General features: G+C 51.2%; 17 protein-coding genes. 11 read left to right on the top strand and 6 right to left on the bottom strand.

Features of this window, described 5'->3' with window-relative positions:
* Nucleotides 1-144: 144 nt before the first annotated feature.
* Nucleotides 145-1200 carry a fibronectin type III domain-containing protein gene (locus QWY82_RS14985; protein ID WP_290263986.1) on the top strand — a complete coding sequence of 352 codons (1056 nt, stop codon included), beginning with the start codon at nucleotides 145-147 and terminating at the stop codon, nucleotides 1198-1200.
* Nucleotide 1201: 1 nt separating this feature from the next.
* Here the strand turns inward: QWY82_RS14985 and QWY82_RS14980 are convergent, their stop codons facing one another.
* Nucleotides 1202-1600, bottom strand: a complete 399-nt coding sequence (locus tag QWY82_RS14980; protein ID WP_290263984.1) for an acyl-CoA thioesterase — start codon at nucleotides 1598-1600, stop codon at nucleotides 1202-1204.
* A gap of 37 nt (nucleotides 1601-1637) precedes the next feature.
* Nucleotides 1638-4550 (bottom strand): insulinase family protein, encoded by a 2913-nt coding sequence (locus QWY82_RS14975; RefSeq protein ID WP_290263981.1) that lies wholly within the window; start codon nucleotides 4548-4550, stop codon nucleotides 1638-1640.
* Between the two features lie 166 nt (nucleotides 4551-4716).
* Here QWY82_RS14975 and QWY82_RS14970 point away from each other — a divergent pair, with 166 nt between their 5' ends.
* The gene (locus tag QWY82_RS14970) at nucleotides 4717-5454 is read left to right on the top strand and encodes a DUF599 domain-containing protein (protein ID WP_290263978.1); all 738 of its coding nucleotides are present in this window, start codon (nucleotides 4717-4719) and stop codon (nucleotides 5452-5454) included.
* Here the strand turns inward: QWY82_RS14970 and QWY82_RS14965 are convergent.
* Nucleotides 5432-5710 carry a GIY-YIG nuclease family protein gene (locus QWY82_RS14965; RefSeq protein WP_290263976.1) on the bottom strand — a complete coding sequence of 93 codons (279 nt, stop codon included), beginning with the start codon at nucleotides 5708-5710 and terminating at the stop codon, nucleotides 5432-5434. The genes QWY82_RS14970 and QWY82_RS14965 overlap by 23 nt on opposite strands.
* Between QWY82_RS14965 and QWY82_RS14960 the strand changes: the two genes are divergently transcribed.
* Nucleotides 5709-6026, top strand: coding sequence for a nucleoside triphosphate pyrophosphohydrolase family protein (locus tag QWY82_RS14960; RefSeq protein ID WP_290263974.1), 318 nt, complete (start codon nucleotides 5709-5711; stop codon nucleotides 6024-6026). The genes QWY82_RS14965 and QWY82_RS14960 overlap by 2 nt on opposite strands.
* A 3-nt stretch (nucleotides 6027-6029) precedes the next feature.
* Here the strand turns inward: QWY82_RS14960 and QWY82_RS14955 are convergent, their stop codons facing one another.
* Nucleotides 6030-6722 carry a response regulator gene (locus tag QWY82_RS14955; RefSeq protein WP_290263972.1) on the bottom strand — a complete coding sequence of 231 codons (693 nt, stop codon included), beginning with the start codon at nucleotides 6720-6722 and terminating at the stop codon, nucleotides 6030-6032.
* Nucleotides 6723-6729: 7 nt separating this feature from the next.
* Nucleotides 6730-8160 (bottom strand): ATP-binding protein, encoded by a 1431-nt coding sequence (locus QWY82_RS14950; protein WP_290263970.1) that lies wholly within the window; start codon nucleotides 8158-8160, stop codon nucleotides 6730-6732.
* A gap of 155 nt (nucleotides 8161-8315) precedes the next feature.
* Here QWY82_RS14950 and QWY82_RS14945 point away from each other — a divergent pair, with 155 nt between their 5' ends.
* The 8 genes from QWY82_RS14945 to QWY82_RS14910 all read left to right on the top strand — a co-directional run bounded on the left by QWY82_RS14945 (nucleotide 8316) and on the right by QWY82_RS14910 (nucleotide 13758).
* Nucleotides 8316-8597 (top strand): hypothetical protein, encoded by a 282-nt coding sequence (locus QWY82_RS14945; protein WP_290263968.1) that lies wholly within the window; start codon nucleotides 8316-8318, stop codon nucleotides 8595-8597.
* Nucleotides 8598-8758: 161 nt separating this feature from the next.
* On the top strand, nucleotides 8759-9571 hold the full coding sequence (locus QWY82_RS14940; protein ID WP_290263966.1) for a methyltransferase domain-containing protein: 813 nt from the start codon (nucleotides 8759-8761) through the stop codon (nucleotides 9569-9571).
* A 114-nt stretch (nucleotides 9572-9685) separates the two neighbouring features.
* Nucleotides 9686-10207: a glycine zipper 2TM domain-containing protein gene (locus tag QWY82_RS14935; RefSeq protein WP_290263965.1), complete on the top strand. Its 522-nt coding sequence runs from the start codon at nucleotides 9686-9688 to the stop codon at nucleotides 10205-10207.
* Nucleotides 10208-10220: 13 nt separating this feature from the next.
* On the top strand, nucleotides 10221-10682 hold the full coding sequence (locus QWY82_RS14930; RefSeq protein WP_290263962.1) for a hypothetical protein: 462 nt from the start codon (nucleotides 10221-10223) through the stop codon (nucleotides 10680-10682).
* Between the two features lie 52 nt (nucleotides 10683-10734).
* Nucleotides 10735-11001, top strand: coding sequence for a PepSY domain-containing protein (locus QWY82_RS14925; RefSeq protein ID WP_290263960.1), 267 nt, complete (start codon nucleotides 10735-10737; stop codon nucleotides 10999-11001).
* Nucleotides 11002-11703: a response regulator transcription factor gene (locus QWY82_RS14920; RefSeq protein WP_290263958.1), complete on the top strand. Its 702-nt coding sequence runs from the start codon at nucleotides 11002-11004 to the stop codon at nucleotides 11701-11703. It begins immediately after the preceding gene.
* The gene (locus QWY82_RS14915) at nucleotides 11696-13087 is read left to right on the top strand and encodes an ATP-binding protein (RefSeq protein ID WP_290263954.1); all 1392 of its coding nucleotides are present in this window, start codon (nucleotides 11696-11698) and stop codon (nucleotides 13085-13087) included. Before QWY82_RS14920 ends, QWY82_RS14915 begins: the two co-directional genes overlap by 8 nt.
* Before the next feature lie 8 nt (nucleotides 13088-13095).
* Nucleotides 13096-13758 (top strand): HAD family hydrolase, encoded by a 663-nt coding sequence (locus QWY82_RS14910; RefSeq protein ID WP_290263951.1) that lies wholly within the window; start codon nucleotides 13096-13098, stop codon nucleotides 13756-13758.
* Here QWY82_RS14910 and QWY82_RS14905 read toward each other — a convergent pair.
* Nucleotides 13739-14446: a J domain-containing protein gene (locus tag QWY82_RS14905; RefSeq protein ID WP_290263948.1), complete on the bottom strand. Its 708-nt coding sequence runs from the start codon at nucleotides 14444-14446 to the stop codon at nucleotides 13739-13741. The two genes, QWY82_RS14910 and QWY82_RS14905, sit on opposite strands and share 20 nt — an antisense overlap.
* Nucleotides 14447-14459 lie beyond the last annotated feature (13 nt).

Here is a 14459-nt window from a genome sequence, read left to right as displayed (position 1 = left end):
AGCGTATTTAGCTAAATTGTGAAGGGGTTTGCCTGCTTATATCTGAGCGGACTAGTTGTTGCTGTTTGACATAATTAACTGGTAGCCAGCGGTGTAATTTAAAGGGCTAGACTGTTTGAAGATGTCAGCAGAGGTAGAAGTAAGATGATACACAGCCAGCAAAATGTCCGTTTGGGCGACCTTTTATTAGAAAAGGGTTATATAAATAGCAGCCAGCTTAAGGCCGCTATGCGCCTGCAGAAAGAGCGCAGGGCAGCAGATGTTGCTGCTGGCATCATTGATTATAAGCGCCACGCGTTGGGCTCGATTTTAATCGAGTTAGGCTATGTTAACCGCTGGCAGTTAAGGCGTAATTTGAACTGGCAGCTGGTGTTACGGAAGACCGCCATGCTCATGGTGCTGGCGTCACCGCTAATGAATACCGCTTGTGGTGGCGGTGGGTCGGGTGAATCGGGCAAGTCTGCTATTCAGCAGCCAGTGCCTTCGCCGACGAATACACCAACGCCGACTCCAACACCGACTCCAACACCGACGCCAACACCGACGCCGACAACAACGCCAACCCCTATTCCTATACCGCCAGGGCCAACACCGACTCCGACGCCAGTGCCGACACCTACGCCAACACCAATTCCCGTGCCGCCAGGGCCCACACCGACACCCGTGCCGACACCAACGCCTGTGCCAACACCGACGCCTGCGCCAACGCCTGTGCCAACACCGACGCCTGCGCCAACACCTGTGCCAACACCAACTCCCGAGCCTACACCGACGCCTGTGCCAACACCTACACCAACGCCAACCCCGACGCCTACGCCAACCCCGACGCCTACGCCAACCCCGACGCCTACGCCAACCCCGACGCCTACGCCAACCCCGACGCCAACCCCGACGCCTACGCCAACCCCGACGCCAACCCCCACGGGTCCGGTTACTGTGTCTGGCCCCGTGACGGTAAATTGGGATCAGCCAACGGCGCGTGAAAATGGCGATGCCTTAGATGCGTCGGAACTTGGCGGTTACGAAGTACGCTATCGCTTAGCGGGCGAGACGGAGTTTACTTACGTGCTGATTGAGGACGGTTACGAAACCGCAAAGTACATTGGTGATCTCTATGGTAGCTACGAGTTCCAAGTGGCCGTCTACGATACCAACGGACTATACAGCCAGTTTGTTCCAGGGCGCGTAAACGAGCCGTAAATTACGCGGGCTGAAAGTCGTGCGCGGCGAGGGCGTCGCGCTGACTTTCGCTGATTGGGCTTGGCTTTTGTGTTTCATAGTCAAAGTGCACCAATGTTGTGGTGCCTATAGCGACCCTCTGCTGATTCTGCCAAGCTTCCTGATAAACATTCAACGAGCTTGTGCCTATTCTTGAAATGCCGGTTTTAATTAATACCTCTTGCCCGTAATAAATTTGCGCCGTGAAGTCGATTTCAAACCTGGCCAAAATGAGCGGCCAGGTTTGAATCGCTAAGGTGGGCGTAAATATCTTGAACACCGGTTGCCGCGCCTCCTCGAACCACACGGGAAGGGTGGTGTTACTGATATGGCCTAGCGCATCGGTTTCAGAAAAGCGCGGCTGAATAATTTTCTCGAACATGGGCTAGGTTGCTCCTTAAGTGAACCTTTCTCTGGGCTTATAATGAGTGAATCGTTAAGCCCAATTGCTTAAGTTCATCTTCTTTGGCCTTATGGGATATCACCGCGGTGCTAGCCAGCTCTGGTTTGAGATAGGTGTTGGCCACGCGCTTGATGTCGCTAAAGGTCACCGTCAAAATGCGCTTGCGAAAATTTTCCCGTATGGCGCGTGTTCGGCCAAACAGTTCGGCGTGAAATGTTTGCCGAGCTTCGCCGGCAGGCGAGCCAGGCTTATCGATAGAGCTGATAACCCCTAAAATAGATTCTTCAATTAAACGCGGATCTTCTTTTTGCTTGGCGAGCCAAATTAGTGAATTATCGAAATCCTTTAAGGTTTCCGTTAAGCGTGGATCTCTATAAGAATAAAACCGGAAAGAAGCTATGTTGCTATCATGGCTAGCGCCGCCGCCGTAGGCGCCGCCTTGTTCGCGGATGGCCTTGTGCAGGTAATTGTTGCGTAAATAACCGGCTAGAACGGAGAGCGCCGGTGCATCCGGGTGCTCCATGGGTACGGTTTTATAGGCTTTTGCGCAGAAGTTGACTTGGCTATTGGCGATCCAGGCTTGCGCCACGGTTTCGTTGATACTACCCCAGCTAAAGTTTTCGAATTGTGTGGGCACACTTTCCTGTCGCCATGAATTAAGCGCATCGATCATTGGCGGTAAATGTTGTTGATCGGCAACCAGCAAAAATTGCCTAGGTGCGGATTTTACTTTCTCGTGAATGGACGCTAGTTGGGTAAGCAATTGGTTAATCGCTTGGTCGTCGCTGAGCGATTCGTCGAGTTGTTTAATGAACGGGATGCGCACCAATCCAGAGAGTTGATTGGTTAAATGCGCGGCGGTGCAATGACCGCTGCTCGCCGCCGTCATTGCTAAGGAGTGGCCTTGGCCGGTCACGGATTGTTCGCGCCTAGCGCGCATTTGCGCAACCAATTCGCGCACCCGATCTTTTTCATCAAAGCGCACGCGGTTAAGGGTGTCGTGCATGAGTGCCGTGGTAGCCGCTTGATTAGAGGCTAAGGCCTTAGCGGACAAGGTGATATTTGCCGATATACCGTCGACGTTATCTGTGCCGGCGCGCAAGCTGCTAAACATGCTCAAGGTGCCCAGTACTCGCGACTGGCGCTGCTGTGTTGCCAGGTAGTCGTCTTCGCCGACGCCGAGCTCCGTGGTGCAAAAGGTATAAATAGGTAGTAAGTCAAATTCAGCCTGCGTGAGTGCCGGCATTTGCATAATGAGTTGCTGATAAACAATACCGTTGGTCCCAGCAGCGTATTGTGTCAATGGTGTTTGGCTTTTATCCACCGCGCTTGGCGCCACATAATGCATCTGTGCGGGTACATCTTCTAAACCAACTTTCGGCAGTAAGCTGGGGTCATCCTCCTGGTCTTGCCTTGCTAGCAGGGCGTGGGTCTGTTCGATGATTTTTTGCTTTTCAGCTGTGCTTAAGCTGGCTTTTAAGGTTGCTAGCTTTTGCCGTTCAGCGACCGCTTCTGCCTCAGCTTGGCCGTGATCGGGTGTCATCACTAAGCGAACTCTGTGGTTGTTATCAAGCAACCATTTTTTTACCAGCGACTGCACATAGTTGGGTTGCTTAATTTTTTCTCTTAACTCGGCCAGCGCGGGCTCTAAGTTCAATAGCGTCATCGGATCGCCGCGATGGGTTGCCGACGTGAGCGCCGTTAATATCAACTGCAAGCCATAGGGGTAGCCGTCGCCTCCAATTTCGCGCTGCTGTAGTTCCAACTGATGCAGGCTAGCCTCTACTTGGTCTTGTGCTAGGCCGTCGCGTGCTATGGTGGTAAAAATATTGAGTACTTCGGCTTCAAATGCTTCGGCATGTTCGGCTTCACTGCCGGCAATGCCACAGAGAAAGGCGAGTTCTTTTTGCGAGTCATCCAATCCGCACAGTGGCGACGGCGACTTACCGAGCTTCGTAGTTTCAAGTAAGTGCTGCAGGGGGCTTGCGCTGTTATCAAACAGCAAGCTCGATAACAATTGTGCTTCCAGCGTGTCATCCAAATCGGTGCTTTTACCCAGCAACCATGCCATTACGATGTGGGTTTTATCTTTTACATCCTCTTCCGCAGGCAAAGGATAGGTATGGGCGGCGGTAATGGGCTGGCTGAAGCGCTGTTCGTCTTCGACGGCAATGACGCTGTCAAGTTTTTCAAATCGGTTCAGTGCCTTGTCTTCAAATTGCTTTTGCAGTTCAGCGGCGGGCATATCGCCATAGGTCATGAAAATCGCGTTACTTGGGTGATAGTGACTTTTATAAAATTGGGTTAACTGCTCATAAGTTAAATCGGGAATATCTTTAGGGTCGCCGCCACTGTTGTAGTGATAGGTGGTGGTAGGGAAGAGGTTGTGGCATAGAGTGTGCCAAAGTTGCGAAGGCACAGAGCTCATTGCCCCTTTCATTTCATTAAACACCACGCCCTTATAAACCAGTGGCGATTCGACGTCGTCAGCCTTTTCGAATTCAACTCGGTGACCTTCCTGGGCAAAGTCGAGTGGGTCTAAGCGCGCAAAAAATACGGCGTCGAGATAGACATCCAACAAGTTGTTGAAGTCTTTGCTGTTTTGACTGGCGAAAGGGTAGGCGGTCCAATCGGAGCTGGTGAACGCGTTCATGAAGGTATTTAGGCTGCGCCGAATCATCATGAAGAAAGGGTCGCGCACAGGGTATTTTTCCGAGCCGCACAGTGCCGTGTGTTCTAAAATATGGGCCACACCCCTTGAGTCTTTGGGCACTGTTCGCAGTGCGACCAAAAATACATTTTCGTTGTTGTCGGAGGCGATATGTATGTGCTGTGCGCCAGTTTTTCGGTGCCGATACTCTTCAAGCACGATGTTTAAGGAATTGACGGGCTGGCGACGGATGAACTCGAAAGTGGAGTGGGCATTCATGGGTTTGCTACTAGGCCTGTTGGGGTTTGCGACATTGTAACCCCGCTTTGACTTCTGTGCGAGGCACGACTTGGTTAAAAAACGTACCGACATGATAGAAAACTAGACAGAAATAGCTGGCTCACGCTAGTGTTAAGGCTAAATAGTGCTAAAGGGCAGGCTTGCGATGTTACCAGCGTGGTTTGAGACTTACGGAGCGCTTATCGCCTGTACTTTTTGGTTGTTTTTTGTTTGGGTAAGTTATGCACAATTTGCGCGCTATCGGGCCAAAAGAACCCACTGCTTAGCGTCGCAATTGCACGCCTTTAGAATCTTGTGGATGAAGCGGGTCATGCGGCGAGATAATCGTGTGACCGATTCCTCCCTGCTGGCTAGTCTCGAGCGCAATGCCAGTTTTTTCGCCAATATCACCGTACTGGTAATGGCCGGTATTGTGACTGCCTTAGGCAGTGCTGGCCAAGCCACTAACTTACTTAATTCGCTGCCGTTTAGCACGCCTGCGTCGCCCCACGATGCGGAAGTTAAGTTGATGTTGTTGTTTGTCATTTTTGCCTACGCTTTTTTTAGTTTCACCTGGGCCATGCGCAAATACGGCTTTTGTGCGGTGTTGGTGGGTGCCTTTCCGCTGGTGGAAGAAAATGTCGAACAATCGGTTCGAGATAGTTTTGCGATTAACACAGCGCGGGTAATCGATCAGGCTGGCCACAGTTATAATGCGGGCTTGCGCGGTTATTATTTCGCCATGTCTTTTTTAGCGTGGCTGGTGAGCCCGGTACTGTTCGCTTTGTCGGTGCTGTTGGTGGTGGCGGTGCTTTATCATCGGGAATTTCATTCCAAGGCCTTAAAAACGCTCGTTCAAGTTACCGAAGACTCGAATCAAATTACTCTTCGCGAAGATCAATAAGGCGCAGTTTTTCTGTTCTGCTGAGTCTTTTGATTTGCCACTCTCGTTTAGAGGCCGTTGAGCGATCTGGATGGTTTTCTTGAAAACATACGCGCAGTGGTGTTCTGCCTCGAAAATATTTCGCGCCCTGGCCATTGGCATGCTCGTTAAAACGCCGATCCAAGTCCGTACATATTCCCGTGTAAAGGCTGTTATCACTCGCCAGTATGATGTAAACAACCCAGGTTGATTGTGTGTTCACAGGAGTTGTAGCCATGTTAGATTATCGTTCCTATCATAACGCGTTTAAAACCATTGCTGAGGTTAATGGCTGGGCCGATTTGCATACCCCTAAAAATTTAGCCCAAGCCGTGTTGCAAGAGTCTGCCGAGTTATGCGCCGAGTTTCAATGGTTGACCGATCAGCAGTCCTGCGAATTAACGGCTGACAAACTCGCCAAGGTAGGTAGTGAGGTAGCTGACGTTGCACTCTATCTATTTGCCCTATGCGAAGCTCTCGGGCTAGATTTGGATGACGCTATTGAGGTTAAACAAAAATTGAATGAACAAAGGTTCGGTGTGGCCAAGGACTAGTATTTACTCCGGTTCGTATTTGTAACCCGCGCCGTAAATGGAGTGGATGAATTCCACTCCTGGGTTGATTGTTGCGAGTTTTTTGCGCAATTTTTTAATATGGCTATCGATAGTTCTTTCGCTGACAATGCGATGATCATTATAGATGCTTTCCATCAGTTGGCTGCGGGAAAAAATATGCCCTGGGTGGTTCATTAGCCGCTCTAGCAGCTGGCACTCCACGGTGGTTAAGGTTTGTACCTGATTTTTCCAGCTAACTTTATGTTCCCGTACTTTTAATTCTAGACTCGGTGAGTTTGTCACAGGTTCGATGTTGGCCTTTTTTTGTACAGCGGTGCGCCGCAATATGGTTTTTACCCGCGCCACCATCTCTCGCGGGCTAAAAGGCTTACATAGGTAATCGTCCGCCTGCAGCTCTAGGCCTATGAGCCTGTCGACTTCCTCCACCTTCGCGGTCACCATAATAATTGGGATATTACTGAATTTCCGAATTTCCCTGAGCAGCGTGAGACCATCAACATTAGGTAGCATAATATCCAGTGTGATGGCATCTGGTTGATGGTTTTTAACCCAATCAAGGACTAAGTTGCCATCGTGAATTTGATGGGTTCTGAAGCCTTCGTGGTTCAGGTATTCGGCCTGAACCTGGGCAAGTTTTTCTTCATCTTCGACGATTAGAATACAATATTGCGTCATTGTTGAATCAGCTCTGAGGGGCTATTGTGGGCAGGGTTAACTCAATGTTGAGCCCACCTAAGGATGAATTTTTTGCCATGAGTTCGCCCTCATGTGCTTGTGCGATACGCTTGGCAATGGTGAGGCCTAGGCCGCTGCCGCCGGTTTTTCGGTTTCTTGAATTTTCTACCCGGTAGAGGTGGTTGAATAGTAGCGGCAACTCCTCATTACTAACGCCCGGCACACTGTCTTCAAGGTTCAATCGCACCTGTTGGTTATCTTCTCGCAATTGAAGTTGGACGGTGCCGTTTTTATCCGTGTATTTCAGGCTGTTGCTGAATAAGTTGGCAAGCAGTTGCTCTAGTCGCGCGGCATCACCCCAGATCCAACAGTTGGGCGCAATGGTGGATATTAATGTCAAGCCAGCGCTTTCGGCCAGGTCAATATTTTTATCGATGGCGTGTTGACACAGTTGCGAAAAGTTAATGGCGTTTTTTTGATAGCGTAGGTTGCCAATGTCGCTATTGGCCAGTTCACTTAAATCTTCGATTAAACGCTGTAATTGCAGAATTTCTTCGTGTACCGCGTTGACATTTTCTTTATTTAGCGGCCTGATTCCGTCTTGCATGGCCTCTAGCTGTGCTCGAGCGATGGCGAGCGGTGTTCTAAGCTCGTGCGAAGTGTCTGCTAGCCAGCGCTTTCGCGCATTGTCGGTGCTGGCTAGGGATGCTCGCAAGTCATCTATGTCGCGCCCTAGCTGCCCCAGTTCATCTGCTCGTGTGCCGTGCTGAACGGTGGTTAAATAGTCGCCTCGGGCCAGCAGTGAAATTCGCTCAGCGAGTTGTTGTAGTGGTGCTAGAAAATGCCTTGATAACAAGGTCGCTAAAACCCCCGCTAATATAAATACCGCAAGAGCGCTTAACCAAAGGGTTGTTTGCAAGAATTCAAAAAAAACTTGTTCATAGGCTTCGTTAATGGCTGGTTGCTTTCTTAATCGTATCCAGCCCACTAATTCCTGTGGATCTTGTTGCGAGTAAATAGGGAACTCGACCCAGTTGGATTGATCGTTTGTGGGCCTGCCACGAGGCGGAAACAGCGTTTCTTTGGCTTTGTTTAGCAACGCTAAATCGCGCAGCGGGAAGCGGGATGGAAAATCGCCTCGGAAATTGGGGCCCGGATGTGGCGGCCTTGGTGCCTTTATTTCAGTTTTGTTTGGCATGTTGCTAAGCAGCAGCCGCATTAACTCCCGTTCATTTTTTTGCGAAAGGTTCCAGCCTTCGACCTTGTCGTAAAAGTTACCCAGTGCTTGTAACAGGGGCTGCAGTTGTTGCTGTTGTTTAGCCAACTGAAAGCTATCCATGCCGCTGGAAATACTCCAGCGCATTGTCAACAGCATGCCAGAGGTGGCAATGAGGCAGGATAAAAGTAAGGTTAAAAAAAGTTTACTGCTGATAGACACTGGGCGCGCACTGATTGGATTTTATAGGAGTTTAGCTTTTTCCTAGCAGCTCGCCTAATGGTGCCGCTGCAAATCCTTATTTTTTGCACATTTTCTACCTAATTTGTGCGTATTGCTTCATTAGCCTGTTGCAATCTAACCAAGAGGATCTCTGTATGAAAAGCTTATTGATTGTTACTGTATGCGCCAGCCTGTTGTGTTTGAGCGGTGTGGCTCTCGCGCAAAAGTCGAGCAAGGGAAATGGCGAACGCCAACCACCGAAAGAGGCTATTGCGGCCTGCGAGAGTCAGAGTGAGGGCGCCTCTGTCAGCTTTACCAGCCCGCGTGGCGATACGCTTAACGCAACTTGTGTGTTGATCGATGAACAGTTGGTCGCGGTGCCAGAGGGTCATAAAGGGCGAGGCGGTAAGGGCCGACCTGACGACGCAACGCAGTAAGATTAATGGGTAGCAACCCAGCCTTGCTGGGTGGCTTTTAATGTTGCGCTTGCGTTGGCTTGGTGGCAGAGACAGTTTGCTCGCAATATCCATCTAGCTCGGGTGACAAGGGATCGCTCGGTCATTAACATAGGCGATTGTCTCCCGTCTTAGCGAAAACCATGCACAAGCCACCTGGTAGTAAACGCCCTCCGATTTTAAATTCCGATAGAAATTTCGATGATTTGGCGCCGCGCTTTGCCCGCAACGTTTACGGTGGCGCCAAGGGAGCGCTGCGCTTGGCGGTATTGCAGCGCGATTTCGGACAACATCTAGATCACTTGTTAGGCCAAGCCACAGGCGTTGATATCTTTGATGCCGGCGGTGGCCAGGGCCAGTTTGGTCTAAGCCTCGCGCAGGCCGGGCACAAGCTCACGCTGTGTGATATATCGGCCGAAATGTTGGCATTGGCGAAGGCGCAAGCCGAGGCCATGGCGGCCGCACAGGTTGAATTTATCCACGCTAGCGTCCAAGACCTTGCCCAGCAGGCTCGGCATACCCAGTGTTACGACCTGGTGTTGTGCCACGCCGTGCTCGAGTGGGTTGTCGATCAGGAGGGGTTATTGAAGGCACTAGGCCAATTCTTAAAGCCGGGCGGCTACCTGTCGTTGACCTTTTATAATCGGCACGGTTTAGTTATGAAGAATTTGTTGCGCGGCCAAGCGCCGCCCATTCTCACGGGCGAATTTCGCCCTCATCGCGGTAGCCTCACGCCGAACCGGCCGCTCGATCCGGCACAGGTTTTGGCCTGGCTGGAAGCCGATTGGCAGTTGCTCTGCCACAGCGGCATACGCGTGTTTCAAGATTACCAGTTGACCCCCGAAAGCCGCCTTATGAGTGCGCAAACCCTGCTCGATCTCGAGTTACGTCTGTCGCGTGAAGAGCCGTTTCGCAGCCTAGGGCGCTATCAACACGTCATTTTACAAAAGCGTTAAATCTTTTCTTTGCCTAGTTAGGTTGTTCACTTCGGTTCAGCTTCGGTTCAGCTTCACCTCTGTATTCTGGTTTCAAGGTCGGAAAAGACCTCTAAACCGTTAAGGAGAAGTACCATGAACAACCGTCTTTTAGTGTCTCTTGGGTGTGTTTCGGCGTTGCTGATGCAACCTGCGTTTGCAGGTCACAACGAGCGCCAAGATTTTGCCAAGGTTGTATCGGCTACACCCATCTACGAACAAGTTGCCTATAGCCGTCCGCAGCAAGAGTGCTGGGTAGAGACGGTAGCCTACGAGCGCGATAGCCGCAGTAAGTCTGCCACACCCATGCTACTCGGCGCCGTGATCGGCGGTGCCATAGGCCACGCCATTGGTAAAAACGATCGCCGCTCCGGCACCGCCATTGGCGCGGTCTTAGGTGGCAGTATCGGTCACGATGTAGGCAAAAATGGGGGTAGCAAACAGGTTGAGTATCGCGATGAAGAGCGCTGTGAAACACGCAGTGTTAAGCACTACGAAGATCGCTTAATGGGTTATGACGTCACCTATCGCTACAACGGTGATACCTATACCACCCGCATGGACAGGGACCCTGGTAAGCGCATCAAAGTTGCGGTTTCTGTAACGCCTATCTACTAAGAAGGAAAGTCACATGAATAGATTACTCAATCAAATACTCTGTGTCGGTTTGTTGGTGGGTGTGGCCTTGCCGGTCATGGCGGGGCATAGAGACCACGACCACAGTAGTGTGTCGGTGGTGTTTCACACGCCTTATACCGATGTGCACTACCGTAATTTCAGCCCTTATATTAGCGGCCATGGCCATAGGCACGGGCATAATTGCGGCCACCATTGGAATGGCCGCTACTGGGGTAAGCCAGTTCCTTACCATCACGGTTACCGTTATCGCGATGGCCATCATGGCAAGCACCATGGAAAGGGGCATCACAGCGGCCATCAGAATCGGTATGATGGCCACCATGGCAAAGGCAGGCACGGTAATGACCGCCACCGTCGCGACGACCATCGGGGCAAGGGTGATCACCGCGGCGGGCAGGATCGCGATAGGCACGATAAAGGTCGCGGTGGTAAGGATCGTCGCCATGGTGATTGATCGGCTAAACCGTTAAATACTGGGCGCTTCGGCGCCTTTAGGGGAGCAAACAATGCGTTTTATCATATTCACCTTCATTTTGGCTCTTGCCAGCGTGTCGCTTTACCTGCCGCAGGTAGAGGCGGCCGTTTGGCACCAGGGGCCTATGCAAGATGGCCAGGCGAGTTCGAGCAGCGAAGCGGCGCAAATAGCGCGCGATCGTTTTGGTGGTCAGGTGCTGAAAGTACAGGCGCAAGGTGAAGGCAAAAAACGCAAATACAAAGTTCGCCTTTTACTCGACGATGGTCGGGTAAAGGAAGTGACCATTCAGGGGCAATAAATGCGATTGCTACTTATCGAAGATGAACCGGCGCTGCAAACACAAGTTCGGCAACTGTTTAGCCAGCGGCATTGGAGTGTCGATATCGCCGGCGATGGAAAGGAGGGCGCGTATTTAGGCCGCGAGAACCCCTACGATGTGGCGATTGTGGATTTAGGCCTACCGCAACTGAACGGCATGGATGTGATTAAGCAGTGGCGCCAAGCGGGCAATAAAGTGCCGGTACTTATACTCACGGCGCGGGATCATTGGCAGCAAAAAGTTGAGGGCCTAGAGGCGGGCGCAGATGATTATTTAACCAAGCCGTTTCAGCCGGAAGAGTTACTCGCCCGCGTTAATGCCTTGGCCCGGCGCGCTGCAGGGCAGGCGACGTCGGTGTTAAACGCCGGGCCTTTTGCGTTGGATACCAGCGCTCAGTCTCTGGCAAGAGATAAGCAGGCCTTGACCTTAACCAGTTTTGAATATCGCTTGATCGAATTTTTAATGCTGCACAATGGCAAAGTAATATCAAAAAGCCAATTGACAGAACACATATACGAACAGGATTTCGATCGCGATAGCAACGTTATCGAGGTGCTGGTCGCGCGCCTGCGTAAAAAAATGGACCCAGACGGCAAGCTGCAACCGCTGCGTACCGTGCGCGGGCAGGGTTACCAATTCTCCATTGCCGCCGATGCTGGAACGGGTAAGCGCGTTGATTAAACTCTCGACCCAATGGTTGCTGCAATCGATCATGGGCCGCTTGTTGTTGGCGAGCCTCCTCTTGTTGCCCTTGCTAATCGGCGCCACTGGGTTGGGTTTAGATAGGGCGTTTCAGCAGAGCCTCGTAGCCGCTGAAAAGTTGCGCTTAACCTCGCAGGTTTATCTTTTGTTGGCAGCGGCGGATGTTGATGACGGCCAGATAAATATGCCCAAGGTATTTACCGAGCCACAATTTTCCCAGCCTGGCTCCGGCCTCTACGGTTTTATTCATCGCGATGATGGCGGTAAGTTCAGCAGTAAAGATGAGCGCTGGCGCTCGAGTTCTGCGCAATGGCTGAATGCGCAACAATTGCAGATAGAATCGGCTCACACTCTCTCTAGCGCGTTAATAGAATTTTCCGAAAGCGAACAATTTTTCATTCTACATTACCGCGTGCGCTGGGAACTCGATGATCAATCCCATTTACCCTTGGTGTTTTCGGTTTATCAGGATAAGGCCGGCTTCGATAGCGGCTTAACCGCCTTTCGCGCCGAATTAATCTACTGGATGGCAACCATAGCCATCGTTACTTTGTTGGCACAATCTGTCTTGTTGGTTTGGGGGCTGTTGCCCTTGCGTCGGCTGGCTCAGTCCGTTGCGGCGTTTAGCCGTGGTGAAACTAGCCAAGTACAGGGCGAGTTTGCCATGGAGTTAAGGGGTTTAACCCGCAATGTGAATGCGTTGCTCGAGTCGGAAAAGGGCTTGCGTGAACGCTACCGAAATACCCTAGCAGATTTGGCCCACAGCATAAAAACCCCCTTAGCGGTTGTGCAAAATGCCTTGCGCGAGCCCGAATTAGATAAACCATTGCTGTGGGATCAAATGCAGCGCATGCAAGATATTGTTAGCCATCAATTACAGCGTGCTCAAATAGCGCGCAGCGATTTTCTAACCGCTATCGATCTTGTCGTGATTGTGCAACGCATCGTAAAAAGTTTAAGTAAACTGTATCCACGGGTGCAATTTAAGGTGCCTGAGGTTGAATTGTTTTTACGTATTGATGAAAAGGATGTGTTTGAACTCTTAGGCAACGCCTTGGAAAATGCGTGTAAATACGGCGCCCAAACGATCGAGCTTGGTGTTGCTTTTGACAAATATCGGGGTGAGCAATATAGCATTCTTACCATCGATGACGACGGCCCCGGGGTGCCGGATCATTTGCGCGAAAAAATTCTTAGTCGCGGCCAGCGAGCCGATGAAAAACACGCCGGGCAGGGTTTAGGTCTCGCGTTGGTGCAAGATATCATGTCCGCTTATAGCGGCGAATTACGTCTCGGCACCTCCGCTCTGGGTGGCTTACAGGTTAAGTTTCATTTTCCCTCCGCTAAAACATCTCAACCTTAGGCTTGCAAATGACGCCGATAAAAGCAGTTCTGTTCGACCACGATGGCACCTTGGCAAATTCCGAGGTTGTGCACTTCCAATTTTGGCGAGACGTGCTAGCCGATCGCGGCGTTGGTTTTCTTGAAGATGATTACCGGTTGCATTTTACCGGGGTGAGCGAATTGAACACGGCCATTGCCATCAAAACGCGATTTGGCCTGACCGACAGTGTTGAAAATTTAGTGGCAGCTAAGCGCGCCCAGGCTAAGCAGTTTCACGCAACTCAGGTTTACCCGCTGATGCCAGGCGTTGAGGAAGTGCTGCTGGCGTTGCAGGGGCTGGGGATACGTATGGCAGTGGTTAGCGGTTCTGCGCGCTTTGCCTTGGAGGCGAATTTGACCGGCTTAGGGTTGGGGCAGTTTTTCGAGTGCATCGCCAGCGGTGAAGAGGTGGCCAATAATAAACCTGCACCGGATGTGTACCAACAGGCGTTAACGGTTATGGGGCTTAAGGCGGATGCGTGTATTGCCGTTGAAGATACCGCTTCCGGTTTGCGTGCGGCGGTGGCGGCGGGTATACGAACCTGTGTGATCCCCAACGACTATTCGGCGCACCATGATTTTTCGGGCGCAAGCCACCGGGTCGAAAACTTACTGGAATTTCTCCTGTGGTTTAGGCGTCACTGCTGTTAACGTGTTTGAGTAACAGGTCTTTCGCGGTATTGAGGCGCGCCGCTAAGTAATCGTTGCCGCCTCTGTCTGGGTGAAATTTTTGAATTAATTTCCGGTGCGCGGCAATGATAGCTTTTTTATCGGCGTTGGCCTCCACGCCCAACAGCGCACAGGCCTCCGCGATGCTTAAGTCGCCATTTGGACTTTGTTGATTCAGTGGGCCGCCTTGCCAGCTCTCGCCAAACCGATTCTTAATATAGATTTGAAGGAGGGCAGCCGCACTCGCATCTTGGTGTTTAAACTCTTCAAACAACTGCGCCAACTGCTCGGCGTTCAAATCGGATAATTTTTGCCCAGCTCTTGTTCCCTTGCGAATATCGCCATCAAATACACCGTCTTTTAGGGTCAGCACTAAGCTACTCGAATCCATGGGTTTGGCGTTTTGCATTTTTTTCCACCAACCCATGAGCGCCATGCCGCGCAAAACCAGTGCACCGATGTTTTTGACAAAGGGCAATAAGCCCATGATGAAAGCGCCCAACCAATTGAGCCGCCCGGTAAACAGGGCGAAAAGCACCAGTCCCAAAAATGCGCCAACGCCGAGTTGCCAGAGCCACTTTTTGCCTTCGCTAGGGGTTAAGCGCTGATACTTTCGATAGGCTAAGTAGGCAAGCAGAAGAATGAGGAGTAAAGGGATTAAGCGTGACATGAGGTGTTGGGTC

The sequence above is a fragment of the Simiduia curdlanivorans genome (genome assembly GCF_030409605.1).
Lineage (GTDB): Bacteria > Pseudomonadota > Gammaproteobacteria > Pseudomonadales > Cellvibrionaceae > Simiduia > Simiduia curdlanivorans.
This window is presented reverse-complemented; position numbering and strand designations above follow the sequence as displayed.

Bases quoted from the DNA above. Each gene is read 5' to 3' on its own strand.
- QWY82_RS14985 (WP_290263986.1), top strand. From the start codon at position 145: ATGATACACAGCCAGCAAAATGTCCGTTTGGGCGACCTTTTATTAGAA.
- QWY82_RS14980 (WP_290263984.1), bottom strand. From the start codon at position 1,600: ATGTTCGAGAAAATTATTCAGCCGCGCTTTTCTGAAACCGATGCGCTA.
- QWY82_RS14975 (WP_290263981.1), bottom strand. From the start codon at position 4,550: ATGAATGCCCACTCCACTTTCGAGTTCATCCGTCGCCAGCCCGTCAAT.
- QWY82_RS14970 (WP_290263978.1), top strand. From the start codon at position 4,717: ATGTTACCAGCGTGGTTTGAGACTTACGGAGCGCTTATCGCCTGTACT.
- QWY82_RS14960 (WP_290263974.1), top strand. From the start codon at position 5,709: ATGTTAGATTATCGTTCCTATCATAACGCGTTTAAAACCATTGCTGAG.
- QWY82_RS14965 (WP_290263976.1), bottom strand. From the start codon at position 5,710: ATGGCTACAACTCCTGTGAACACACAATCAACCTGGGTTGTTTACATC.
- QWY82_RS14955 (WP_290263972.1), bottom strand. From the start codon at position 6,722: ATGACGCAATATTGTATTCTAATCGTCGAAGATGAAGAAAAACTTGCC.
- QWY82_RS14945 (WP_290263968.1), top strand. From the start codon at position 8,316: ATGAAAAGCTTATTGATTGTTACTGTATGCGCCAGCCTGTTGTGTTTG.
- QWY82_RS14940 (WP_290263966.1), top strand. From the start codon at position 8,759: ATGCACAAGCCACCTGGTAGTAAACGCCCTCCGATTTTAAATTCCGAT.
- QWY82_RS14935 (WP_290263965.1), top strand. From the start codon at position 9,686: ATGAACAACCGTCTTTTAGTGTCTCTTGGGTGTGTTTCGGCGTTGCTG.
- QWY82_RS14930 (WP_290263962.1), top strand. From the start codon at position 10,221: ATGAATAGATTACTCAATCAAATACTCTGTGTCGGTTTGTTGGTGGGT.
- QWY82_RS14925 (WP_290263960.1), top strand. From the start codon at position 10,735: ATGCGTTTTATCATATTCACCTTCATTTTGGCTCTTGCCAGCGTGTCG.
- QWY82_RS14920 (WP_290263958.1), top strand. From the start codon at position 11,002: ATGCGATTGCTACTTATCGAAGATGAACCGGCGCTGCAAACACAAGTT.
- QWY82_RS14910 (WP_290263951.1), top strand. From the start codon at position 13,096: ATGACGCCGATAAAAGCAGTTCTGTTCGACCACGATGGCACCTTGGCA.
- QWY82_RS14905 (WP_290263948.1), bottom strand. From the start codon at position 14,446: ATGTCACGCTTAATCCCTTTACTCCTCATTCTTCTGCTTGCCTACTTA.